We start from the raw sequence: 21,160 nt of genomic DNA on the forward strand, positions 1-21,160 counted from the left end.
CCGAACCCGCGCGAGCGGAGCGAGCGCCAAACAACACAGCCCGAACCCGCGCGCGCGAAGCGCGCGCCAAAAAACTCAGAGCGGACGCGCCAGCCGGTAGTAGGCCTGGTTCCAGCGGATCTCCTTGGCGAACTCGCGGGCGGTGGTGCCGGCGTCGATCGTGAGCAGCTCCACGCCCAGCATGTCGGCGAAGTCGTTCAGTTCCTCGGCGCCGACCGCGGCGGACAGTACGGTGTGGTGCGGGCCGCCGGCGGTCAGCCACGACTCGGCCGAGGTGGCCAGGTCCGGGCGCGGCCGCCACACGGCCCGGGCGACCGGCAGCCGGGGCAGCGGCTCCAGCGGGGCGATCACGTCGATCTCGTTGGCCACCAGGCGGAATCGGTCGCCCATGTCGGCCAGGCCCACCACCACGGCCGGACCGGGTTCGGCGTCGAACACCAGCCGCACCGGGTCCTCCCGGCCGCCGATGCCCAGCGGGTGGATCTCGCACGAGGGGGTGTCGGCGGCGATCGACGGGCACACCTCCAGCATGTGCGCGCCGAGGATGGCCTCCTCGCCGGGCGTCAGGTGGTAGGTGTAGTCCTCCATGAACGAGGTGCCGCCCGGGCGGCCGGCGGCCATCACCTTGAGCGTCCGCAGCAGCACCGAGGTCTTCCAGTCGCCCTCGCCGCCGAATCCGTACCCGTCTGACATCAGCCGCTGGACGGCCAGCCCGGGCAGCTGCCGCAGCCCGCCGAGGTCCTCGAAGTTGGTGGTGAAGGCGCGGAAGCCGCCGCCGGTGAGGAAGTGCCGCAGGCCGAGTTCGACGCGCGCGGCGTACCGCAGCGACTCGTGCCGGTCGCCGCCGGCGGCCAGCTCCGGCGCGACCCGGTAGACGTCCTCGTACTCCTTGACCAGCTCGCTCACTTCGGCGTCGGACGCGGCGTCCACGACCTCGACCAGCTCGTTGACGCCGTAGGTGTTGACCGAGACGCCGAACCGCAGCTGCGCCTCCACCTTGTCGCCCTCGGTGACCGCGACGTCGCGCATGTTGTCGCCGAAGCGGGCCAGCCGCAGCGAGCCGACCTCGGCGCGCCCGGCGGCGGCCCGGGCCCAGGTCGCGATCCGCTCGATCACCTTGGGGTCGCTGACGTGACCGGCGACGGTCTTGCGGGGCACGCCGAGCCGGGACTGGATGTAGCCGAACTCCCGGTCGCCGTGCGCGGCCTGGTTGAGGTTCATGAAGTCCATGTCGATGGAGCTCCACGGCAGCTCGCGGCCCGCCTGGGTGTGCAGGTGCAGCAGCGGCCGGCGCAGCGCGTCCAGCCCGGCGATCCACATCTTGGCCGGGGAGAAGGTGTGCATCCAGGCGATGACGCCCATGCACTCCTCGTCGGCGCTCGCCGCCTGGCACATCCGGCGGATGGCCTCGGCGTCGGTGAGCACCGGCTGCCAGACGACCTCGACCGGCAGTTCACGGTCCAGGGTGTCGGCGATCACGCGCGACTGATCGGCCACCTGCCGCAGCGTGTCGTCGCCGTACAGGCCCTGGCTGCCGGTCAGAAACCACAGCTTCACAGATGACTCCTCTGGCCGTATACGTTCTGGTAGCGGTCGTACAACCGGTCGATGTCATCGGGCGCGATGGGCAGCGGCTCGCCGAGCTGCCGCGCCACGTGCACGGTCCGGGCGACGTCCTCGCACATCACCGCGGCCTTGACCGCGGCCTTCGGCGAGTCGCCGATGGTGAAGACGCCGTGGTTCTGCATCAGCACCGCGGGGGAGCGGTGCCCGGCCAGCGTGGCCACGATGCCCTTGCCGATGTCGTCCCCGCCGATCAGCGCGAACGGGCCGACCGGGATCTCGCCGCCGAACTCGTCGGCCATCGCGGTGAGCACGCACGGAATGGCCTCGCCGCGCGCGGCCCAGGCCGAGGCGTAGGTGGAGTGGGTGTGCACCACGCCGTTCACCTCGGGCATGTGCCGGTAGGTGTAGGCGTGCGCGGCGGTGTCGCTGGAGGGGGAGTGGTCCCCCTCGACCAGCTCGCCGTCGAGGTCGCACACCACCATCGACTCCGGCGTCAGCTCGTCGTAGGAGACGCCGCTCGGCTTGATGACGAACAGGTCGCCGCCGGGCGCCCGGCCGGAGATGTTGCCCGCCGTCCAGGCGACCAGCCCGTAGCGGGTGAGCTCGGCGTGCAGCCGGCTCACCGTCTCCCGCAGCTCCGGCAGCATCATGATCCGGCCTCGTTCCTGATCGCGCGGAGCCGGTGCAGGATCTCCCCGTCGGCGAAGTGGTCGTGCAGCCGGCGGTACTCGGCGTACAGCCGGTCGTAGGCGTCGGCGCGGGCGTCGTCGGGCAGGTAGGCGGCGGCGGTGCGCTTGCCCATGGCGGCGGCGGCCGCGGTGATGTCGGGATAGGCGCCGGCGGCGACGGCCGCGTGGATGGCCGAGCCGAGGGCCGGCCCCTGGTCGGAGCCGATCACCGACAGCGGGCGGCGCAGCACGTCGGCGTAGACCTGCATGAGGAACGCGTTCTTGACCAGGCCGCCGGCCACCACGAACTCCTCCACGGGCACCCCGGAGGCCTCGAAGGTCTCCACGATGACGCGGGCGCCGAAGGCGGTGGCCTCGATCAGCGCGCGGTAGACGTCCTCGGGGCGGGTGGCCAGCGTGAGACCGGCGATCACCCCGGACAGGTTGTGGTCGACCAGCACCGAGCGGTTGCCGTTGTGCCAGTCCAGCGCGACCAGGCCGTGCGCGCCGACCGGCTGGGCGGCGGCCAGCGAGGTCAGGTACTCGTGCAGGCCCATGCCCGCCTCGGCGGCGCGCGCGGTGCAGGAGGCGGGCACCGAGTTCTCGGTGAACCAGGCGAAGATGTCGCCCACGCCCGACTGGCCCGCCTCGTAGCCCCACAGGCCCGGCACGATGCCGTCGCGCACCACGCCGCACATACCGGGCACCTCGGCCAGCTGGTCCGACGGCATCACGTGGCAGGTGGAGGTGCCCATGATGGCGACCATCTGCCCGGGACGCACCGCGTCGGCCGCGGCGGCGGTGACGTGCGCGTCCACGTTGCCCACCGCGACCGCGGTGCCCTCCGGGAGGGTGGTGTGCTTGGCCGCGGCGGCGGTCAGCCGGCCGGCCAGGCCGCCGAGCGGGGACAGCTCGCCGCCGAGCTTGGCGGTGAAGCCGGCGAAGCCGGGGTCCAGCGCGGCCAGGAACTCCGCCGTGGGGTAGCCGCCGTCCTGGTGGATGCCCTTGTAGCCGGCGGTGCAGACGTTGCGGGTCTCGGCCCCGGTGAGCCGCCAGACGATCCAGTCGGCGGCCTCGATCCAGCGGTCGGCCCGGTCGTAGACCTCCGGGTCCTCCTGCAGGACCTGCAGGCCCTTGGCGAACTGCCACTCCGAGGAGATCTTCCCGCCGTAGCGGGGCAGCCAGGACTCGCCGCGCTCGGCGGCCAGCGCGTTGATCCGGTCGGCCTGCGGCTGCGCGGCGTGGTGCTTCCACAGCTTGGGCCAGGCGTGCGGCCGGTCGGGCAGCAGCTCGCACAGCGGGGTGCCGTCCGCGGTGGCCGGCAGCACGGTGCACGCGGTGAAGTCGGTGGCGATGCCGATCACCTGGTCGGCGGTGACCCCGGCCGCGTCCAGCGCGGCGGGCACCGCGGTGCCGAGCACCTCCCACCAGTCGTCCGGTGACTGCAGGGCCCAGTCGGGGCCGAGGCGGACCCGGCCGCCGGGCAGGGTGTCATCGATGACCCGGTGCGGGTACTCGTGGATCGCCGAGCCCAGCTCGGTGCCGTCCGACACCCGGACGACGACGGCGCGGCCGGACAGGGTGCCGAAGTCCACGCCGATCACGTAGCGGTCGCTGTTGATGCTCACATTCACTCTCACGAAGGGGTCGGGGGAGCCTGGCCGCCGCGCGCGCCGATCAGGCGCTGCAGCAGGATGAAGGCGAACAGGAGCAGGCCGATCACGATCTTGGTCCACCAGGCGCTGAGCGTGCCCTCGAAGTTGAGGATCGTCTGGATCAGGCCCAGCACCAGCACGCCGAGGACCGTGCCGAACAGGTAACCGTAACCGCCGGTGAGCAGGGTGCCGCCGATGACGACCGCGGCGATCGCGTCCAGCTCGGTGCCGAGCGCGTGCAGGCTCCATCCCGACAGCGTGTAGAAGGCGAACAGCACGCCGCCGAGCGCCGAGCAGAACCCGCTGATCGTGTACACGGCCATCTTGGTGCGGGCGACCGGCAGGCCCATGAGCAGCGCGGACTGCTCGCTGCCGCCCACCGCGTACACCCCGCGCCCGAACCGGGTGTACTGCAGCACGTAGATGGCCGCCAGCAGTACCACCAGGGCGATGATGACGCTGGGGGAGACCCACAGCTCCGGGCCGAGTGGGACGTGGGTCTCGCCGAGCGCGACGATCAACGGGTCGGTGATCTTGACCGACTCGGTGTTGATCACGTAGCACAGGCCCCGGGCCAGGAACATCCCGGCCAGGGTCACGATGAACGGCTGGATCTCGAAGTACTGGATGATCGCCCCCATGCCGAGGCCGAGCAGCGCGCCCATCAGCAGCACCAGCCCGATCACCGGCAGCGGAGCCCACCCGTCGCTGATCAGCGTCGCCGACACCATGGTGGACAGCGCGATCACCGAGCCGACCGACAGGTCGATTCCGCCGGTCAGGATGACGAACGTCATGCCGATCGCCACCACCAGCAGGTAGGCGTTGTCGACGAAGACGTTGAGCACGATCTGGCCGGTGGCGAAGTTCTCGTAACGCACGCCGCCGGCCGCGAACATCGCGATCAGCAGGCCGGTCGTCACCAGCACCGGTACGTACCGGCGCGGCAGCGGCCGTCGGCCGCGCAGGAGGCCTCGGCGGAGGCCGGCGGTGGTCACGTGGCCACGCTCACCTTCTCGTCGATCTCATCGGACGGCGCGGGGGCCGGCGGCCGCCGGCGGCGCCGGTGGAACACCTTGGCGCGGAAGGCCGGGGACTGCGCCAGGCAGACCAGGGTGACGACCAGGGCCTTGAACAGCAGCGTCGTCTCCGGCGGCACGCCGATCGAGTAGATCGTCGTGGTGAGCGTCTGGATGACCAGCGCGCCGAGAACGGTGCCGGTGAGGGAGAACCGGCCGCCCATGAGCGAGGTGCCGCCGATGACCACGGCCAGGATGGCGTCCAGCTCGATCCACAGCCCGGCGTTGTTGCCGTCGGCGCTGGAGACGTTCGAGCTGATGATCAGGCCGGCGATGCCCGCGCACAGCGCGCAGAAGGTGTACACCATGATGGTGAGCCCGCGGGAGCGGATGCCGACCAGCCGGCTGGCCTCGGCGTTGCCGCCCACCGACTCGATCAGCAGGCCGAGGGCCAGCCGCCGGGTGAGCAGCGCGGTGAGCACCACCACGACGGCCACCACGATGATGCCGAACGGCAGGGTCAGCCAGTAGCCGCCGCCGAACAGCTTGTAGGGCGGGCTGTTGACCGTGATGATCTGGCCGTCGGTGATCAGCTGGGCCAGGCCGCGCCCGGCGACCATGAGGATCAGCGTGGCCACGATCGGCTGGACGCCGATCGCCGCCACCAGCACGCCGTTGGCCGCGCCGAGCACCAGGCACAGCACCAGCGCGACCCCGATGGCGCCCAGCACGCCGCCCACCGCGCCCTGGTCGCCCAGGTCGCTGATGCGCAGGCAGGCCATCGCGCCGGCGATCGCCACCACCGAGCCGACCGAAAGGTCGATGCCGCCGGTGGCGATGACCAGCGTCATGCCGATGGCGACCAGGATCAGGGGCGCGCCGAAGCGCAGGATGTCGATCAGGTTGCCGTAGAGGTGGCCGTCCTTGACCTGGATCGACAGGAAGCCGTTGTTGTAGATCACGTTGAGCAGCAGCAGCAGGACCAGCACGACGACGGGCCACAGCAGCCGGTGCCGCAGCAGTTCTCTCATGACGCCGCTCCGCTCGCGATGGTCTCCATCAGCCGGTCGGTGGTGAGCTGCTCACCGTTCTCCAGCTCGGCCACCAGCCGCCGGTCGCGCAGCACTCCGACCCGGTGGCTGAGCCGCAGCACCTCCTCCAGCTCGGCCGAGACGAACAGCACCGCCATGCCGCCGCCGGACAGCTCGGCGACCAGGCGCTGGATCTCGGTCTTGGCGCCGACGTCGATGCCACGGGTCGGCTCGTCCAGGATGAGCAATCGCGGCTCCAGGATCAACCAGCGGGCCAGCAGCACCTTCTGCTGGTTGCCGCCGCTGAGGTTGCGGACGAGCTGCTCGGGGTCGGCCGGCCGGATGTTGAGCGCGTTGATGTACTTTTCGACCAGCTCCTCCTGCCGGGCGCGCGGCAGCGGCCGGGCCCAGCCGCGGGTGGCCTGCAGGGCGAGCAGCAGGTTCTCCCGGACGGTCAGGCCGGGGACGAGCCCTTCGGCCCGCCGGTTCTCCGAGCAGAACGCGATGCCGTGGCCCATGGCGGCCCGCGGGGTGCGCAGCGCGGTCTCCTTGCCGTCGACGCGCAGCGTGCCGGAGGTGGCGTGGTCGGCGCCGAACAGCAGGCGGGCCAGCTCGGTGCGGCCCGAGCCCAGCAGGCCGGCCAGCCCGAGCACCTCGCCGCGGTGGATCGTCAGCGAGAACGGCTGGATCGCGCCGGTGCGGGACAGCTCGCGGGCCTCGATCAGCGGCGCGCCGTCCGGCTCGGGCGGGCGGTCCTCCAGCGCCTTCAGCTCGGCCAGCTCGCGGCCGATCATCTTGGCGACCAGCTCGACCTGCGGCAGCTCGGCGGTGCGGTACTCGCCGACCAGCCGGCCGTTGCGCAGCACGGTCATCCGGTCGGCGATCTCGTACACCTGGTCCAGGAAGTGCGAGACGAACAGGATGGCGATGCCCTGGTCCTTCAGCCGGCGCATCACCCGGAACAGCTGGGCGACCTCACCGGCGTCCAGGCTGGAGGTGGGCTCGTCCAGGATCAGCACCCGGGCGTCGATGTCGACCGCCCGGGCGATCGCGACCATCTGCTGCACCGCCAGCGAGCAGGACGACAGCGGCGCGGTGACGTCGACGTCGATCTCCAGCCGGGCGAGCAGCTCGGCGGCGCGGCGGCGCATCTCCCGCCACAGGATGCGGCCCATACGGCGTGGCTCGCGGCCGGCGAAGATGTTCTCGGCGACCGTGAGGTTGGTGCAGAGGTTGACCTCCTGGTACACCGTGCTGATCCCGGCCTGCTGGGCGGCCAGCGGGCTGGAGAACGCCACCGGCCGGCCGGCCAGCTCGATCTGCCCGGCGTCGATCTCGTACACGCCGGTGAGCACCTTGATCAGCGTGGACTTCCCCGCGCCGTTCTCGCCCATCAACGCGTGCACCTCGCCCGGCAGCAGCCGGAAGTCGACGCCGTCGAGCGCGCGGACGCCGGGGAACTGCTTGCCGATCCCGCGCATGCGCAGGATGGGCTCGGGTGCGGCCATGCGGAGCCCCCTCCTCCCTGGTCCGCCGTCCGGCGGCCCACCCCCGCGGGGGCGGGCCGCCGGACGGGCGGGCTACCGGATCAGTACTTGCGGTCGGGCAGGGCCTGCTTGGCCTGTTCCGGGGTGAAGGTGGTCTCCTCGGTGACCACCCGCTCGGGAACCTGCTCGCCCTTGACGACCTTCTTGGCCAGATCCATCAGCTGGGTGCCGAGGAGCGGGCTGCACTCCACGATGTAGTTGATCTTGCCGTCGGCCAGGGCCTGCATGCCGTCGTGCACCGCGTCGATCGTGATGATCTTGATGTCCTTGCCCGGGGTCTTGCCGGCGCCCTCGATGGCCTCGATGGCGCCCAGGCCCATGTCGTCGTTGTGCGCGAACAGCACGTCGATCTTCGGGTTGGACTTGAGGAAGGCCTCCATGACCTCCTTGCCCTTGGCCCGGGTGAAGTCGCCGGGCTGCGAGGCGATGATCTTGAACTTGGGGTCGGCCGCGATGACCTCGCCGAAGCCCTTCTTGCGGTCGATCGCGGGCGCCGCGCCGGTGTTGCCCTGTAGCTCGACGATGTTGACCGTGTCCTTGGAGTCCTTGTACTGCTCGACCAGCCACTGGCCGGCCTTCTTGCCCTCCTCGACGAAGTCCGAGCCGAGGAAGGTCTTGTACAGGGTCTTGTCGGCGGAGTCGACCGCGCGGTCGGTCAGGATCACCGGGATCTTGGCGTCCTTGGCCTCCTTCAGCACGGTGTCCCAGCCGGAGACCACCACCGGCGAGAAGGCGATGACGTCGACCTTCTGCTGGATGTAGGAGCGCAGGGCCTTGATCTGGTTCTCCTGCTTCTGCTGGGCGTCGGAGAACTTCAGCTCGACGCCGGCCTCCTTGGCCGACTCCTGGATCGACTTGGTGTTGGCGGTACGCCAGCCGCTCTCCGCGCCCACCTGGGAGAAGCCCATGGTGATCTTGTCGTCACCGCCGCCGCCACCACCGCCGGTGGCGCCGGAGTCGCCGCCGGAGCCGGAACTACAGCCGGCCACGGTCACCGCGAGGGCGCCGGCCACGAGGGCCGTCGCGAATCTTTTCAGCACTGGGGGGATCCTTTTCTGCCGTGAGAGCCGGCCTGCGGTGGCCGGCGCCAGACTGTCGTGCCGGGCGGCGGTGGCCACGCGGGCAGGGTTCCGGGCGTGGCGCCGGGGACGCCCCCCGATGCCTGATCTCACTCCCCGCTCCTTCCGAAGCCGCCTGGGGACGACTGTGAACGCTAACAACTCGCCGAGTCAACGCTTTCCCGGTCACGGTCCGGTTACGTCACCATGAAACCGTCCGGTCCGGCGCCGGTACGGCCGCGGCGCGAACCAAGATCGCTCGGGTCGTTCCGGAGTCGCACCGGTGATCTACCTCCACCCGGCCGGTGGAGATCATCTCAGCGGGTGTCCGTGCTGCTCCCGGGTTGTTGCCGGGACGTTACCCCTGAATATTGACAGGTTAATTGTTAGCGATAACACTGGCACGCTCAGGTAAACCCGGCAACCGGCGGCTTGGCGGCCTCCCGAGGAGTGACGGATGAGATTCATGAAGGTGGCGGTGGCGGCCTCGGCCCTGGTGCTCGCCGGGACCATGTCGGCGTGCGGCTCCAGCCAGAAGACGGTGGACGCCGAAGGCGCCTCCGCCGCCCCCGGGGGCAACCAGGGGGCCCTGGTGGGCGTGACCATGCCCACCAAGCGGTCCGAACGGTGGATCCACGACGGTGACAACGTCAAGGCGGGCCTGGAGAAGCTCGGCTACAAGGTCGACCTCCAGTACGCCGAGGACGACATCCCGACCCAGGTGAACCAGCTGGAGAACCAGATCACCAAGGGTGCCAAGCTGCTGATCATCGCGTCCATCGACGGCACCGCGCTGACCACCCAGCTGCAGGAGGCGGCGGACAAGAAGATCCCGGTCATCGCCTACGACCGGCTGATCCGCAACAGCCCCAACGTCGACTACTACTCGACCTTCGACAACTTCAAGGTCGGCGTCCAGCAGGCCACCTCGCTGCTGGTCGGCCTGAAGCTCAAGACCGCCGACGGCGGCGAGGGCAGCGCCAAGGGCCCGTTCAACATCGAGCTGTTCGCCGGGTCGCCGGACGACAACAACGCGACCTTCTTCTTCAACGGCGCCATGTCCGTGCTCAAGCCCTACATCGACAAGGGCACCCTGAAGGTCAAGAGCGGCCAGACCGACTTCAAGACCGTCGCCATCCTGCGCTGGGACCCGGCGACCGCGCAGAAGCGCATGGAGGACATCCTCACCAAGACCTACAGCGGCGGTGACAAGGTGGACGGCGTGCTGTCCCCCTACGACGGGCTGTCGATCGGCATCCTGTCGGCGCTGAAGAGCAACGGCTACGGCACCTCCGGCCAGCCGTACCCGACCGTCACCGGCCAGGACGCCGAGCTGGCGTCGGTGAAGTCCATCATCGCCGACGAGCAGTACTCCACGATCTACAAGGACACCCGCCAGCTCGCGGAGGTCACCGTGGAGATGACCGACGCGGTGCTCAAGGGCGGCAAGCCCGAGGTGAACAACACCACCGACTACGACAACGGCAACAAGGTCGTCCCCTCCCGCCTGCTGGAGTCGGTGATCGTCGACAAGTCCAACTACAAGAAGGTCCTGGTCGACAGCCAGTACTACACCGAGGCCCAGCTCGGCGGCTGAGCATGGCATCCGGTGGCCCGCGCGGCGGGGGAGACCCGCCGCGCGGGCCACCGGGCATCGGCGCCGAGGAACGGGACGTGGAGGGACGGGGCACGACATGACCGACGACATCCTGCGGATGAGCGGGATCACCAAGACCTTCCCCGGGGTGCGGGCACTACAGGACGTGAACCTGTCGGTGCGCCGGGGCGAGATCCACGCGATCTGCGGCGAGAACGGCGCCGGCAAGTCGACGCTGATGAAAGTGCTGTCGGGGGTGTACCCGCACGGTTCCTACGACGGCGAGATCTCCTTCGAGGGCGAGCCGTGCCGCTTCACCGGCATCGCCGACAGCGAGCGGCGCGGCATCGTCATCATTCACCAGGAACTGGCGCTCTGCCCCCAGCTGTCCATCGCCGAGAACATCTTCCTCGGCAACGAGCGCGCCGAGCGCGGGCTGATCGACTGGAACCGCACCAACCACGAGGCGGCCCGGCTGCTCGCCCGGGTGGGCCTGCGGGAGAACCCGGTGACCACGGTGTCCGACATCGGGGTGGGCAAGCAGCAGCTCGTCGAGATCGCCAAGGCGCTGTCGAAGGAGGTGCGGCTGCTCATCCTGGACGAGCCGACCGCCGCCCTCAACGACGAGGACTCCGCGCACCTGCTGGACCTGCTGCGCGGCCTGCGCGACGAGGGCATCACCTGCGTGATCATCTCGCACAAGCTGAACGAGGTCATCGCGATCGCCGACTCGATCACCATCCTGCGCGACGGCCGCACCATCGAGACCCTGGACATGCGCGCCGACGCGGTCACCGAGGACCGGATCATCTCCGGGATGGTCGGCCGCGACCTGGAACACCGCTTCCCGCCGCACGAACCGAACATCGGCGAGGAGGCGCTGCGCATCGAGGACTGGACGGTGTACAGCCCCAGCCAGCGCGGGCGGGCGGTGGTCTCCGGCGCCGCCCTCACCGTGCACCGAGGTGAGATCGTCGGCCTGGCCGGGCTGATGGGCGCCGGCCGCACCGAGCTGGCGATGAGCGTCTTCGGCCGCGCCTACGGCACCGGCATCTCCGGGCGCGTCTACCGCGACGGCCGGCCGGTCGAGATCCGCAACGTGCGGGACGCCATCCGGCACGGCATCGCCTACGCCACCGAGGACCGCAAGCGCTACGGCCTGAACCTGATCGAGGACATCAAGCGCAACGTCTCCGCCGCCCGCCTGGGCAAGCTGGCCCGGCGCGGCTGGCTGGACGAGAACAAGGAGTACCAGGTCGCCGAGGAGTTCCGCGGCAGCATGAACATCAAGGCGCCCAGCGTGCAGAGCATCACCGGCAAGCTCAGCGGCGGCAACCAGCAGAAGGTCGTGCTGTCCAAGTGGATCTTCACCGACGCCGACGTGCTGATCCTGGACGAGCCGACCCGCGGCATCGACGTGGGCGCCAAGTACGAGATCTACTCGATCATCAACCGGCTGGCCGACGAGGGCCGGGCCGTCCTGGTCATCTCCTCGGAGCTACCGGAGCTGATCGGCCTGTGCGACCGCATCTACGCCATGTCGGAGGGCCGGATCACCGGTGAGGTCGCCCGCGCGGACGCCACCCAGGAACGCCTCATGCAGTACATGACCAAGGGACAGGAGCAGAAGAAATGAGCGGCATCTCGCCCTCCGACGTCGATGCGGCCGCCGGCCCGCCCGACGACGTCATCGAACGGGCGCCGGGCCGCGCCAGGGTCTTCGGGCTCTCGCTGAACATCCGGCAGAGCGGCATCTACATCGCCTTCGCGCTGATCGTCGTGCTGTTCTCCGTGCTCACCGACGGGGCGCTGCTGGAGCCGCAGAACATCTCCAACATCATCGTGCAGAACTCCTACATCCTGATCCTGTCCATCGGGATGATCCTGATCATCATCGCCGGGCACATCGACCTGTCGGTGGGCTCGGTGGTCGCGATCACCGGCGCGGTCGCCGCGGTGCTGATGGTGAACTACAGCGTCCCCTGGCCGCTGGCCCTGCTGATCACCCTGGCCGTCGGCGCGCTCATCGGCGCCTGGCAGGGGTTCTGGATCGCCTATTTCGGCATCCCGGCGTTCATCGTCACCTTGGCCGGCATGCTGCTGTTCCGCGCGCTGACCCTCACCGTGCTCGGCAACCAGGGCATCGGCCCGTTCCCCGACGCGGTGCGCACCCTGGCCAACGGCTTCACCGACGGCTACCTGGGCAACATCGGCCTCGGCCCGCTCGGCGGCGCCGACCTGTTCAGCCTGCTGATCGGCCTGATCGCGGTGGCCGGCTTCGCCGCCAGCCAGTGGCGCACCCGCGCGGCCCGGCTCGGCTACGGCCAGCAGGTCGACCCGATGGCGGTGTTCGTGCTGAAGATCGCCGCCGCCGCGGTGGTGGTGATGGCCATCGTCGTGCAGCTCGCCCGGTTCAAGAACCTGCCCTGGGTGCTGATGCTGCTGGCGGTCCTGGTGCTGGGCTACTCGCTGCTCACCAACCGGGCGGTGTTCGGCCGGCGTATCTACGCCATCGGCGGCAACCTGCAGGCGGCCGTGCTGTCCGGCGTCAAGGTCAAGTCGGTCGTCTTCTGGATCTTCGTCAACATGGGCGTGCTCGCGGCCATGGCCGGTGTCATCTTCGCCGGGCGGCTCAACCAGGCCAACCCCACCGCGGGCAACGCCTTCGAGCTGGACGCCATCGCGGCCGCGTTCATCGGCGGCGCCGCCGTGCAGGGCGGGGTGGGCAAGGTGGTCGGTGCTATCACCGGCGGCCTCATCATGGGCGTCATCAACAACGGCATGTCGCTGATCGGCTCGCCCAGCGAGCGGGTCATGCTGGTCAAGGGCATCGTGCTGCTGGCCGCGGTCGCCTTCGACGTCTGGGCCAAGCGCCGGGCCGGCACCGCCGCCCAGTAACCGGCCAGACCGGGACCGCCCGGTACGGTGGGGCACTGTGACGGAACGGGTGGATGACCGGCCACGGGCGCCGCGCGAGCCCTTCGAACGCACCTGGGCGGCGCTGGCGAAGATCGGCGACCGCGGGGCCGAGGGGTACCACCGGTTCGCCTGGACGCCGGTGGACCTGGCGCTGCGCGGCTGGTTCCAGAACCAGGCCCAGCTGCGCGGCATGTCGTGCGAGCGCGACCGTAACGGCAACCTGTGGGCCTGGTGGGGCCGCCCCGGCCCCGGCGCGGTCGTCACCGGCAGCCACCTGGACAGCGTGCCCGGCGGCGGCGCCTTCGACGGCCCGCTCGGCGTGGTGTCGGCCTTCCTGGCCGTCGACCTGCTGCGCGCCCGCGGCGTCGAGCCGGCCCGGCCGATCGCCGTGGTGGACTTCGCCGACGAGGAGGGCGCCCGCTTCGGGGTGGCCTGCGTCGGCAGCCGGCTGCTCACCGGCTCCCTGGACCCCGAGCAGGCCCGTGGCCTGCGCGACGCCGGCGGGGTGACCCTGGCCGAGGCGATGCGCGGCGCCGCCGCCGACCCGGCGGCCATCGGCCGCGACGAGCAGGCGCTGGAGCGCGTCGGGGCCTTCGTCGAGCTGCACGTCGAGCAGGGGCGCGGCCTGGCCGGCCTCGGCGCGCCGGTCGGCGTGGCGAGCGCGATCTGGCCACACGGCCGGTGGCGGTACGCCTTCCACGGCGCGGCCGACCACGCCGGCACCACCCGGCTGGCCGACCGACGCGACCCGGCGCTGCCGTTCGCCGCCACGGTGCTCGCCGCCCGGGAGGCCGCCCGGCGGCACGGCGGCCTGGCCACCTTCGGCCGGGCCCGCATCGAGCCGGGCGCCACCAACGCCGTCCCGTCCCGGGTGGACGCCTGGCTGGACGCCCGCGCCCCGGACACCGCCACCCTCACCGCCATCGTGGACGGCGTCACCGCCGCGGCTCGCGCCGCCGCCGCCGAGCACCGGGTGCGGGTGGAGGTCGCCGCCGAGTCGGTCACCCCGCCGGTGGAGTTCGGCGGCGAGCTGCGCGACCGGATCCGCGGCGTGCTCGGCGAGGTCCCGGTGCTGGCCACCGGTGCCGGTCACGACGCCGGGGTGCTCGCCGCGCACGTGCCGAGCGCGATGCTGTTCGTGCGCAACCCCACCGGCGTCAGCCACAGCCCCGCCGAGCACGCCGAGACCGGCGACTGCCTGGCCGGGGTCGCCGCCCTCGCCGCGGTCCTCGCGGATCTGGCGTGCCGGTGACCACCTACCACGCCGACCACGCCTGGCTCGGCGGCGAGCGCGCCGAGGCCGGAGTGGTGGTCGAGACCGGCAGCGGGGTGATCACCGCGGTCCGGGCCGGGGTGGCCGCGCCGCCCCCCGGCGCCGTCCACCTGCGCGGCCTCACCGTGCCGGGTCTCGCCAACGCCCACTCCCACGCCTTCCACCGGGCGCTGCGCGCCCGCACCCAGCGCGAGCGCGGCACCTTCTGGACCTGGCGCCGGCAGATGTACGACGTGGCCGCGCGGCTGACGCCCGACACCTACCACGCCCTGGCCCGGGCCGCCTACGCCGAGATGGCGCTGGCCGGGGTGACCTGCGTCGGGGAGTTCCACTACCTGCACCACGACACCGGCGGCCGGCGCTACGCCGAGCCGCGCGTCATGGGCGAGGCGCTGGTCGCCGCGGCGGCCGAGGCGGGGATCCGCATCACCGTGCTGGACACCTGCTACCTGCGCGGCGGTTTCGGCATGCCGCTGTCGGGGCCGCAGCTGCGCTTCGGCGACCGGGACGCCGCCGCCTGGGCCGAGCGGGCCGGCCCGCCACCGGCCACCGGGCACGCCCGGTACGGCGCGGCGATCCACTCGGTGCGCGCGGTGCCGCCCGAGGAGATCGCCGTGGTCGCCGGCTGGGCGGGCGAGCACGGCGCGCCGCTGCACTTCCACCTGTCGGAGCAGCCGGCCGAGAACGAGGCCTGCCTGTCGGCCTACGGCCGTACCCCGGCCGGGCTGCTCGCCGAGCACGGCGCCCTCGGCCCGGCGGCCACCGCGGTGCACGCCACCCACCTGACCGGCGCCGACATCGCGCTGCTCGGCCGGTCGGGCACCGCCGTCTGCCTGTGCCCGACGACCGAGCGCGACCTGGCCGACGGCATCGGCCCGGCCGGCGAGCTGGCCGCCGCCGGGTCGCCGCTGTGCCTGGGCAGCGACAGCCACGCCGTCGTCGACCTATGGGAGGAGGCCCGCGGCGTCGAGATGCACGAGCGGCTGGCCGGCCGGCGGCGCGGCCACTTCGACGCCGCCGCCCTGCTGCGCGCCGCCACCTCGGCCGGGCACGCCGCCCTCGGCTGGCCGGAGGCCGGGCGCATCGAGCCGGGTGCCCCCGCCGACCTGGTCACCGTCGCCCTGGACACCGTACGCGCCGCGGGCGCCCCGGACGGCGCGCTGCTGGAGGCCGCGGTCTTCGCCGCGGTGGCCGCCGACGTGCGTGAGGTCGTGGCCGGCGGCCGGCGGATCGTCTCCGGCGGCCGCCACCTGCTCGTCCCCGACGTGCCCGCCGCGCTGGGCGCCGCCATCGCGGCCGTCACCTGACCGGCCCTCCCGAGACCCCGAGGACAGGAAGTGCCATGACCTCGCTGCTCATCGACGGCATCGGCTCGCTGGTGACCAACGACCCCGCACTCGGTTCCGGGCCGCTCGGCGTGGTGCCGGACGCGGCGCTGGTCGTCGAGGACGGCCGGGTGACCTGGGCCGGGCCCCGGTCGCGGGTGCCGCAGGGCGCCGCGCGCGAGCGGTTCGACGCCGCCGGCCGCGCCGTGCTGCCCGGGTTCGTGGACAGCCACGCCCACCTGGTGTTCGCCGGCGACCGGGCCGCCGAGTTCGCCGCCCGGATGGCCGGCCGCCCCTACAGCGCCGGCGGCATCCGCACCACCGTCGAGGCCACCCGCGCCGCGAGCGACGACACGCTGCGCGCCGGGGTGCGCCGGCTGGTCGCCGAGGCGCTGTGCTCGGGCACCACCACCGTGGAGTGCAAGTCCGGGTACGGCCTCACCGTGCCGGACGAGGCCCGCTGCCTGCGCGTCGCCGGCGAGCACACCGAGGAGGTCACCTTCCTCGGCGCGCACGTCGTCCCGCCGGAGTACGCCGGCCGCCCGGACGACTACGTGGACCTGGTGTGCGGCCCGATGCTGGACGCGTGCGCCCCGCACGCCCGGTGGATCGACGTCTTCTGCGACCGGGGCGCCTTCGACGGCGACCAGACCCGGGCGATCCTGGCCGCCGGCCGCGAGCGCGGGCTGGTGCCGCGGGTGCACGCCGGGCAGCTGCAGGCCGGCCCGGGCGTCGCGGTCGCGGTCGAACTCGGTGCGGCGTCCGCCGACCACCTCACCCACCTGACCGCCGCCGACGTGGACGCGCTGGCCTCCGGCGGCACCGTGGCCACCCTGCTGCCCGGCGCCGAGTTCTCCACCCGCTCGCCCTATCCGGACGCGCGCCGGCTGCTGGACGCCGGGGCGACCGTCGCGCTGGCCGCCGACTGCAACCCCGGCTCCAGCTACACCACCAGCATGCCGTTCTGTATCGCGCTGGCCGTCCGGGAGATGCGGATGACCCCCGACGAGGCGGTGTGGGCGGCCACCATGGGCGGCGCCCGCGCGCTGCGCCGCACCGATGTCGGCCGGCTGTCGCCGGGGGCGCGGGCCGACGTCGTGCTGCTGGACGCGCCTTCGCACGTCCATCTCGCCTACCGGCCCGGGGTGCCGCTGGTCGCCGCCGTCTGGCGGGCCGGCGTCCCGGCCGCGGGCGCGGAGCCGCCGTCCCGCTGAGGCCGCCCCGCTCAGGCGCTCAGACCGGGCGGTTCAGACCGGGCGGTTCAGACCGGGCGGTTCAGACCGGGCGGCCAGATCAGGCAGGCCTTTCAGATCAGGCCCAGGGCGAGCATGGCGTCGGCCACCCGGCGGAAGCCCTCGATGTTGGCGCCGGCCACGTAGTCGCCCGGCACGCCGTACTCGTCGGCGGCCGCCAGGCAGCGGGCGTGAATGCCGATCATGATCTCCCGCAGCCGGTCCTCGGAGTGGGCGAAGGTCCAGGAGTCGCGGCTGGCGTTCTGCTGCATCTCCAGCGCGCTGGTCGCCACGCCGCCGGCGTTGGCCGCCTTGCCCGGCGCGAACGCCACGCCCGCCTGCCGGAACACCCGGACCGCCTCGGGGGTGGCCGGCATGTTGGCGCCCTCGCCGACCGCGACGCACCCGGAGCGGACCAGCGCCTCGGCGTCCGCGCCGGTGATCTCGTTCTGGGTGGCCGACGGCATCGCGACTTCGCACGGCACCGACCACACCCCGCCGCCGGGGACGTGCACCGCGTCGGCGCCGCGCCGGGCCGCGTAGACGTCCAGCCGGGCCCGCTCCACCTGCTTGATCTCCTTGAGCAGGTCCAGGTCGATGCCCTTCTCGTCCACCACGTAGCCCGAGGAGTCGGAGCAGGCGACGACCGTGCCGCCGAGCTGCTGGATCTTCTCGATGGTGTAGACGGCGACGTTGCCGGACCCGGAGACCACGACCCGCCGGCCGTCGAAGGACGTGCCGCGCGCCCGCAGCATCTCCTCCACGAAGAACGCGCACCCGTAGCCGGTGGCCTCGGTGCGCACCTGCGCGCCGCCGTAGGCCAGGCCCTTGCCGGTGATGACGCCGGACTCGTAGCGGTTGGTGATCCGCTTGTACTGGCCGAACAGGTAGCCGATCTCGCGCTGGCCGACCCCGATGTCGCCGGCCGGCACGTCGGTGTGCTCGCCGATGTGCCGGTGCAGCTCGGTCATGAAGCTCTGGCAGAAGCGCATGACCTCGCGGGCGGACCGGCCCTTGGGGTCGAAGTCCGCGCCGCCCTTGCCGCCGCCGATGGGCAGCCCGGTGAGGCCGTTCTTGAAGATCTGCTCGAAGCCCAGGAACTTCACGATGCCCAGGTACACCGACGGGTGGAAGCGCAGCCCGCCCTTGTAGGGGCCGAGCGCGCTGTTGAACTCCACCCGGAAGCCGCGGTTGACGTGCACCCGGCCCCGGTCGTCCTCCCACGGCACCCGGAAGATGATCTGCCGCTCCGGCTCGCAGATCCGCTCGATGATCCGCGACTCGGCGTACTCGGGGTGCCGGTCGACCACCGGCGCGATGCTCTCCAGCACCTCGCGGACGGCCTGGTGGAACTCCGCCTCGCCCGGATTGCGGCGCAGGATGTCCTGGTAGACGGCGCCCAGCGTGTCGTGCGGCATCGATCATCCCCTCGTGCTCGGGGGATCACTCCCCGCGTTCACCCTACGGGTACGCGGCGCCCGGCCCGGTGGTTCACCCGCCGCGGCCTGGCGTGTCCGGCGGGCCGTCCGCTGCGGGGCCGGAGGAGCCATCCCGTCCTGTGCCCGAGGATACGTGCGGGCGGGACCCGGATCGGTACCCCTGACCGCGCCCGCCCGGCGGGCCGCGGGGCCCGCGGCGAAGGACGGCCGACGTGGCGGACTACCGCGACCGGGCCGGTGCGGGCTACCGTCCAAGGCATGATTCGCGTGTTCCTGCTGGACGACCACGAAGTGGTGCGGCGCGGCGTGGCGGCGCTGCTGGAGGCCGAGGACGACATCGAGGTGATCGGTGAGGCCGGCACCGCCGAGTCCGCCGTGGCCCGCATCCCCGCGCTGCGCCCGGACGTCGCGGTGCTCGACGTGCGGCTGCCCGACGGCAGCGGGGTGGAGGTGTGCCGGGAGGTCCGCTCGCGGACCCCGGAGCTGGCCTGCCTGATGCTGACCTCGTTCGCCGACGAGGAGGCGCTGTTCGACGCGGTGATGGCCGGGGCGGCCGGGTACGTGCTCAAGCAGATCCACGGCTCGGACCTGGTCGGCGCGGTGCGCACCGTGGCGCGCGGCGAGTCGCTGCTGGACCCGCGGACCACCGCGACCATGCTGCACCGGCTGCGCGAGCAGGCCGGGCACAAGGACCCGCTGGCCGCGCTCACCGACCAGGAGCGGCACATCCTGGAACTGATCGGCGAGGGGCTGACCAACCGGCAGATCGGCGAGCGGCTGTTCCTGGCCGAGAAGACGGTGAAGAACTACGTGTCCAACCTGCTGGGCAAGCTCAACATGCAGCGCCGCACCCAGGTGGCGGCGCTGGCCGCCCGGCTGAAGGCCGACGACGCCGAGGGCCGCCGCCGCCGCGAGGGCTGACCGGGGCAACGGCGCCACCGCGCCGGACGCGGAAACGCCGCCGCCCGCCCCTCGCGGTGAGGAGCGGGCGTGCGGGGCGGGCGCGGGGCGGTTACTTGAGGATGGGGTAGCGCCGGACGATCGGGGTGGCGCCCCACCACTTGCCCAGGCCCAGGGTGTCGCCGGCGCCGGCCAGGGCGAGTCCGGCCAGGACGATGGCGTAGACGATGTGCTCGTCGATCACCGGGTTGTTGGCCAGCGGCAGTTCGGCCGCCCACATCAGGACCAGCAGCAGCCCGCCGGTGATGGCGGCGATCCGCATCCCGGCGCCCGCGATGAGCGCGGCGCCGATGCCGAGCAGGCCGAGCATGAACAGCCAGTCGACCCAGGGCTGGCCGGCCAGGCCGCCGAAGAACCCGCCGAGGGCGTTCTCGCCGGTGCCCTTCAGGAAGCCGGTGGTCGGGCTGCCGCCCTCCAGCCAGGCCTTCTTGGCGGGGGTGGCGAAGCCCCAGCCGAAGGTCTTGTCCAGGAAGGCCCACAGGAAGACGAAGCCGATGGTGATCCGGGCCGCCGCCCAGACGTAACGGGCCGGGCCGGCGTCCTGCGCGACGGGGGTGTGGGGGTTGGTGCCGTGGTCGTGACGCGCTTCGATGGTGGCCATGGCCGGACCCTTTCAGTGTGGGGGGATCGGGGGTTCGTGTTTTCCTTTGCGACTCCATGACATCGTTTTCGCCGATCGTGGTGCAGTGCCGGACGGCTCGGCCCCGCCGGCCGTACTGCCCGGCCCGCGTGGGACCTTCGGCACTGCCCCGACCCCGGCCGGGCGCAGCAGCCTCGGGAGCAGGACCATCCCTGAAGGAGGCGCGTCATGCCCGTCACCGCCGCCACCGATCTCGGGTTCCGCCGGCTGCTGGCCGCCGCGGGCCAGGCGCCGTCGGTGCACAACACCCAGCCGTGGCGCCTGCGCGCCGTGCGCGATCGCGTGGCGCGCGGTCACGCGGTCGAGCTGCTGGCCGACCGGGACCGGCGGCTGCGCGTCGCCGACCCGCGCGGGCGTTCCCTGCACGTGAGCTGCGGCGCGGCGCTGTTCAACCTGCGGCTGGCGGTGAGCGTGGCCGGCCGGCGGCCGCTGGTGCGGCTGGCACCCGGAGAGCCGGAGACCCCGGACCTGCTGGCGGTCGTACGGCCGGGCGAGGCGGTGCCGGCCACCGAGGCCGAGCGGGAGCTGTACGCGGCCATCGGCCGCCGGCGCACCAACCGCGAGCCGTTCGCCGACCGGCCGCTGCCGCCCTGGGTGCTGGCCGACCTGCGCATCGCCGCCTCCCGGGAGGGCGCCTTCCTGGTCGTGCCGGGCCGGCACGGCGGCGGGGAGCTCCTGGAGTGCGTCGCCATCGCCGAGGACGAGCTGGCCCGCGACCGCGACTACCTCGCCGAGCTGCGGGCCTGGACGATGCGCGGCGCCCGCCACGACGGGCTGCCCGCCCATGTCCTCGGGCCGCGGCCGGCCGGGGAGCCGGCCCCGGTACGCGACTTCGGCCGCCACCCCGACCGCCCGCCGGTGCCGTTCGAGGCCCGGCCGCACCTGGCGGTGCTGACCACGCCGGGGGACCGGCCGGTCGACTGGCTGCGCGCCGGGCAGGCCCTGCAGCGCGTCCTGCTGGTCGCCACCGCGCACGGCGTCTCGGCCTCGTTCCTCAACCAGCCGCTCGATCTGCGCGACCTGCGCCGGCACACCGATCCCCGCCACCGCCGCGGCCACCCCCAGATGATCATTCGGCTGGGGTACGGCCCGGAGGTGCCCCGGGCGCCGCGCCGCCCGCCCGCCGAGCTCGCCGCCAACGGGACGTAAGGCCCGGGCCATCGGGACCTAGTCCTTCTTTGCCCCAGGTAGAACCCCGGATTGGCTGGAGGGGCAGGCCGCCGGCGTCCCC

Annotated in this window: 17 protein-coding genes; 8 read left to right on the forward strand and 9 right to left on the reverse strand. The window is 72.5% G+C overall.

All coding sequences use genetic code 11. The features are described from left to right. Positions 1–75: 75 nt before the first annotated feature. From araA to Sru01_RS33195, 7 genes are all read right to left on the reverse strand, one after another. Positions 76–1,557, reverse strand: coding sequence for an L-arabinose isomerase (gene araA / locus Sru01_RS33165; RefSeq protein ID WP_203994241.1), 1,482 nt, complete (start codon positions 1,555–1,557; stop codon positions 76–78). Next, positions 1,554–2,216, reverse strand: a complete 663-nt coding sequence (locus Sru01_RS33170; RefSeq protein WP_203994243.1) for an L-ribulose-5-phosphate 4-epimerase — start codon at positions 2,214–2,216, stop codon at positions 1,554–1,556. The genes araA and Sru01_RS33170 overlap by 4 nt, the downstream gene beginning before the upstream one ends. Continuing rightward, entirely contained in the window at positions 2,213–3,838 is a 1,626-nt protein-coding gene (gene araB, locus Sru01_RS33175) for a ribulokinase (RefSeq protein WP_203994299.1), read from the reverse strand. The genes Sru01_RS33170 and araB overlap by 4 nt, the downstream gene beginning before the upstream one ends. A 32-nt stretch (positions 3,839–3,870) precedes the next feature. Next, complete coding sequence (gene yjfF / locus Sru01_RS33180) at positions 3,871–4,887, reverse strand: galactofuranose ABC transporter, permease protein YjfF (RefSeq protein WP_239137994.1); 1,017 nt, start codon at positions 4,885–4,887, stop codon at positions 3,871–3,873. After that, positions 4,884–5,939: an ABC transporter permease gene (locus Sru01_RS33185; RefSeq protein ID WP_203994245.1), complete on the reverse strand. Its 1,056-nt coding sequence runs from the start codon at positions 5,937–5,939 to the stop codon at positions 4,884–4,886. The genes yjfF and Sru01_RS33185 overlap by 4 nt, the downstream gene beginning before the upstream one ends. Beyond that, entirely contained in the window at positions 5,936–7,447 is a 1,512-nt protein-coding gene (locus Sru01_RS33190; protein ID WP_203994247.1) for a sugar ABC transporter ATP-binding protein, read from the reverse strand. Before Sru01_RS33190 ends, Sru01_RS33185 begins: the two co-directional genes overlap by 4 nt. A gap of 80 nt (positions 7,448–7,527) precedes the next feature. Then, a complete protein-coding gene (locus Sru01_RS33195; protein ID WP_203994249.1) occupies positions 7,528–8,526 on the reverse strand; it encodes an ABC transporter substrate-binding protein in 999 nt (332 codons plus the stop codon). 475 nt (positions 8,527–9,001) lie between these two features. On the opposite strand from Sru01_RS33195, the gene chvE reads away from it, so the two are divergent. The 6 genes from chvE (at position 9,002) to hutI (ending at position 16,872) form a co-directional block, all read left to right on the forward strand. After that, positions 9,002–10,141, forward strand: a complete 1,140-nt coding sequence (gene chvE, locus Sru01_RS33200) for a multiple monosaccharide ABC transporter substrate-binding protein (protein WP_203994251.1) — start codon at positions 9,002–9,004, stop codon at positions 10,139–10,141. Between the two features lie 97 nt (positions 10,142–10,238). Then, positions 10,239–11,777 carry a multiple monosaccharide ABC transporter ATP-binding protein gene (mmsA, locus tag Sru01_RS33205; RefSeq protein WP_203994254.1) on the forward strand — a complete coding sequence of 513 codons (1,539 nt, stop codon included), beginning with the start codon at positions 10,239–10,241 and terminating at the stop codon, positions 11,775–11,777. After that, on the forward strand, positions 11,774–13,039 hold the full coding sequence (gene mmsB / locus Sru01_RS33210; RefSeq protein WP_203994257.1) for a multiple monosaccharide ABC transporter permease: 1,266 nt from the start codon (positions 11,774–11,776) through the stop codon (positions 13,037–13,039). The genes mmsA and mmsB overlap by 4 nt, the downstream gene beginning before the upstream one ends. A gap of 37 nt (positions 13,040–13,076) precedes the next feature. Next, positions 13,077–14,312 carry an allantoate amidohydrolase gene (locus Sru01_RS33215; RefSeq protein WP_239137996.1) on the forward strand — a complete coding sequence of 412 codons (1,236 nt, stop codon included), beginning with the start codon at positions 13,077–13,079 and terminating at the stop codon, positions 14,310–14,312. Beyond that, a complete protein-coding gene (locus Sru01_RS33220; RefSeq protein WP_373869562.1) occupies positions 14,303–15,640 on the forward strand; it encodes a formimidoylglutamate deiminase in 1,338 nt (445 codons plus the stop codon). The genes Sru01_RS33215 and Sru01_RS33220 overlap by 10 nt, the downstream gene beginning before the upstream one ends. Before the next feature lie 35 nt (positions 15,641–15,675). Beyond that, positions 15,676–16,872 carry an imidazolonepropionase gene (hutI, locus tag Sru01_RS33225; protein ID WP_203994261.1) on the forward strand — a complete coding sequence of 399 codons (1,197 nt, stop codon included), beginning with the start codon at positions 15,676–15,678 and terminating at the stop codon, positions 16,870–16,872. Positions 16,873–16,964: 92 nt separating this feature from the next. Here hutI and gdhA read toward each other — a convergent pair whose 3' ends face one another. Continuing rightward, on the reverse strand, positions 16,965–18,308 hold the full coding sequence (gene gdhA / locus Sru01_RS33230) for an NADP-specific glutamate dehydrogenase (RefSeq protein WP_203994264.1): 1,344 nt from the start codon (positions 18,306–18,308) through the stop codon (positions 16,965–16,967). A 279-nt stretch (positions 18,309–18,587) separates the two neighbouring features. Between gdhA and Sru01_RS33235 the strand changes: the two genes are divergently transcribed. Then, complete coding sequence (locus Sru01_RS33235; protein WP_203994267.1) at positions 18,588–19,250, forward strand: response regulator; 663 nt, start codon at positions 18,588–18,590, stop codon at positions 19,248–19,250. Positions 19,251–19,341: 91 nt separating this feature from the next. Here Sru01_RS33235 and Sru01_RS33240 read toward each other — a convergent pair whose 3' ends face one another. Further along, positions 19,342–19,890, reverse strand: coding sequence for a hypothetical protein (locus tag Sru01_RS33240; RefSeq protein ID WP_239138001.1), 549 nt, complete (start codon positions 19,888–19,890; stop codon positions 19,342–19,344). A 207-nt stretch (positions 19,891–20,097) separates the two neighbouring features. On the opposite strand from Sru01_RS33240, the gene Sru01_RS33245 reads away from it, so the two are divergent. After that, positions 20,098–21,078 (forward strand): Acg family FMN-binding oxidoreductase, encoded by a 981-nt coding sequence (locus Sru01_RS33245; protein ID WP_203994270.1) that lies wholly within the window; start codon positions 20,098–20,100, stop codon positions 21,076–21,078. Positions 21,079–21,160 lie beyond the last annotated feature (82 nt).

The organism is Sphaerisporangium rufum (assembly GCF_016863395.1).
GTDB lineage: Bacteria > Actinomycetota > Actinomycetes > Streptosporangiales > Streptosporangiaceae > Sphaerisporangium > Sphaerisporangium rufum.

Excerpts from the sequence above, each read along its gene's own strand:
- Sru01_RS33170 (WP_203994243.1), bottom strand. The coding sequence starts at position 2,216 with ATGATGCTGCCGGAGCTGCGGGAGACGGTGAGCCGGCTGCACGCCGAG.
- Sru01_RS33185 (WP_203994245.1), bottom strand. The coding sequence starts at position 5,939 with ATGAGAGAACTGCTGCGGCACCGGCTGCTGTGGCCCGTCGTCGTGCTG.
- Sru01_RS33190 (WP_203994247.1), bottom strand. The coding sequence starts at position 7,447 with ATGGCCGCACCCGAGCCCATCCTGCGCATGCGCGGGATCGGCAAGCAG.
- chvE (WP_203994251.1), top strand. The coding sequence starts at position 9,002 with ATGAGATTCATGAAGGTGGCGGTGGCGGCCTCGGCCCTGGTGCTCGCC.
- mmsA (WP_203994254.1), top strand. The coding sequence starts at position 10,239 with ATGACCGACGACATCCTGCGGATGAGCGGGATCACCAAGACCTTCCCC.
- mmsB (WP_203994257.1), top strand. The coding sequence starts at position 11,774 with ATGAGCGGCATCTCGCCCTCCGACGTCGATGCGGCCGCCGGCCCGCCC.
- hutI (WP_203994261.1), top strand. The coding sequence starts at position 15,676 with ATGACCTCGCTGCTCATCGACGGCATCGGCTCGCTGGTGACCAACGAC.
- gdhA (WP_203994264.1), bottom strand. The coding sequence starts at position 18,308 with ATGCCGCACGACACGCTGGGCGCCGTCTACCAGGACATCCTGCGCCGC.
- Sru01_RS33235 (WP_203994267.1), top strand. The coding sequence starts at position 18,588 with ATGATTCGCGTGTTCCTGCTGGACGACCACGAAGTGGTGCGGCGCGGC.
- Sru01_RS33240 (WP_239138001.1), bottom strand. The coding sequence starts at position 19,890 with ATGGCCACCATCGAAGCGCGTCACGACCACGGCACCAACCCCCACACC.
- Sru01_RS33245 (WP_203994270.1), top strand. The coding sequence starts at position 20,098 with ATGCCCGTCACCGCCGCCACCGATCTCGGGTTCCGCCGGCTGCTGGCC.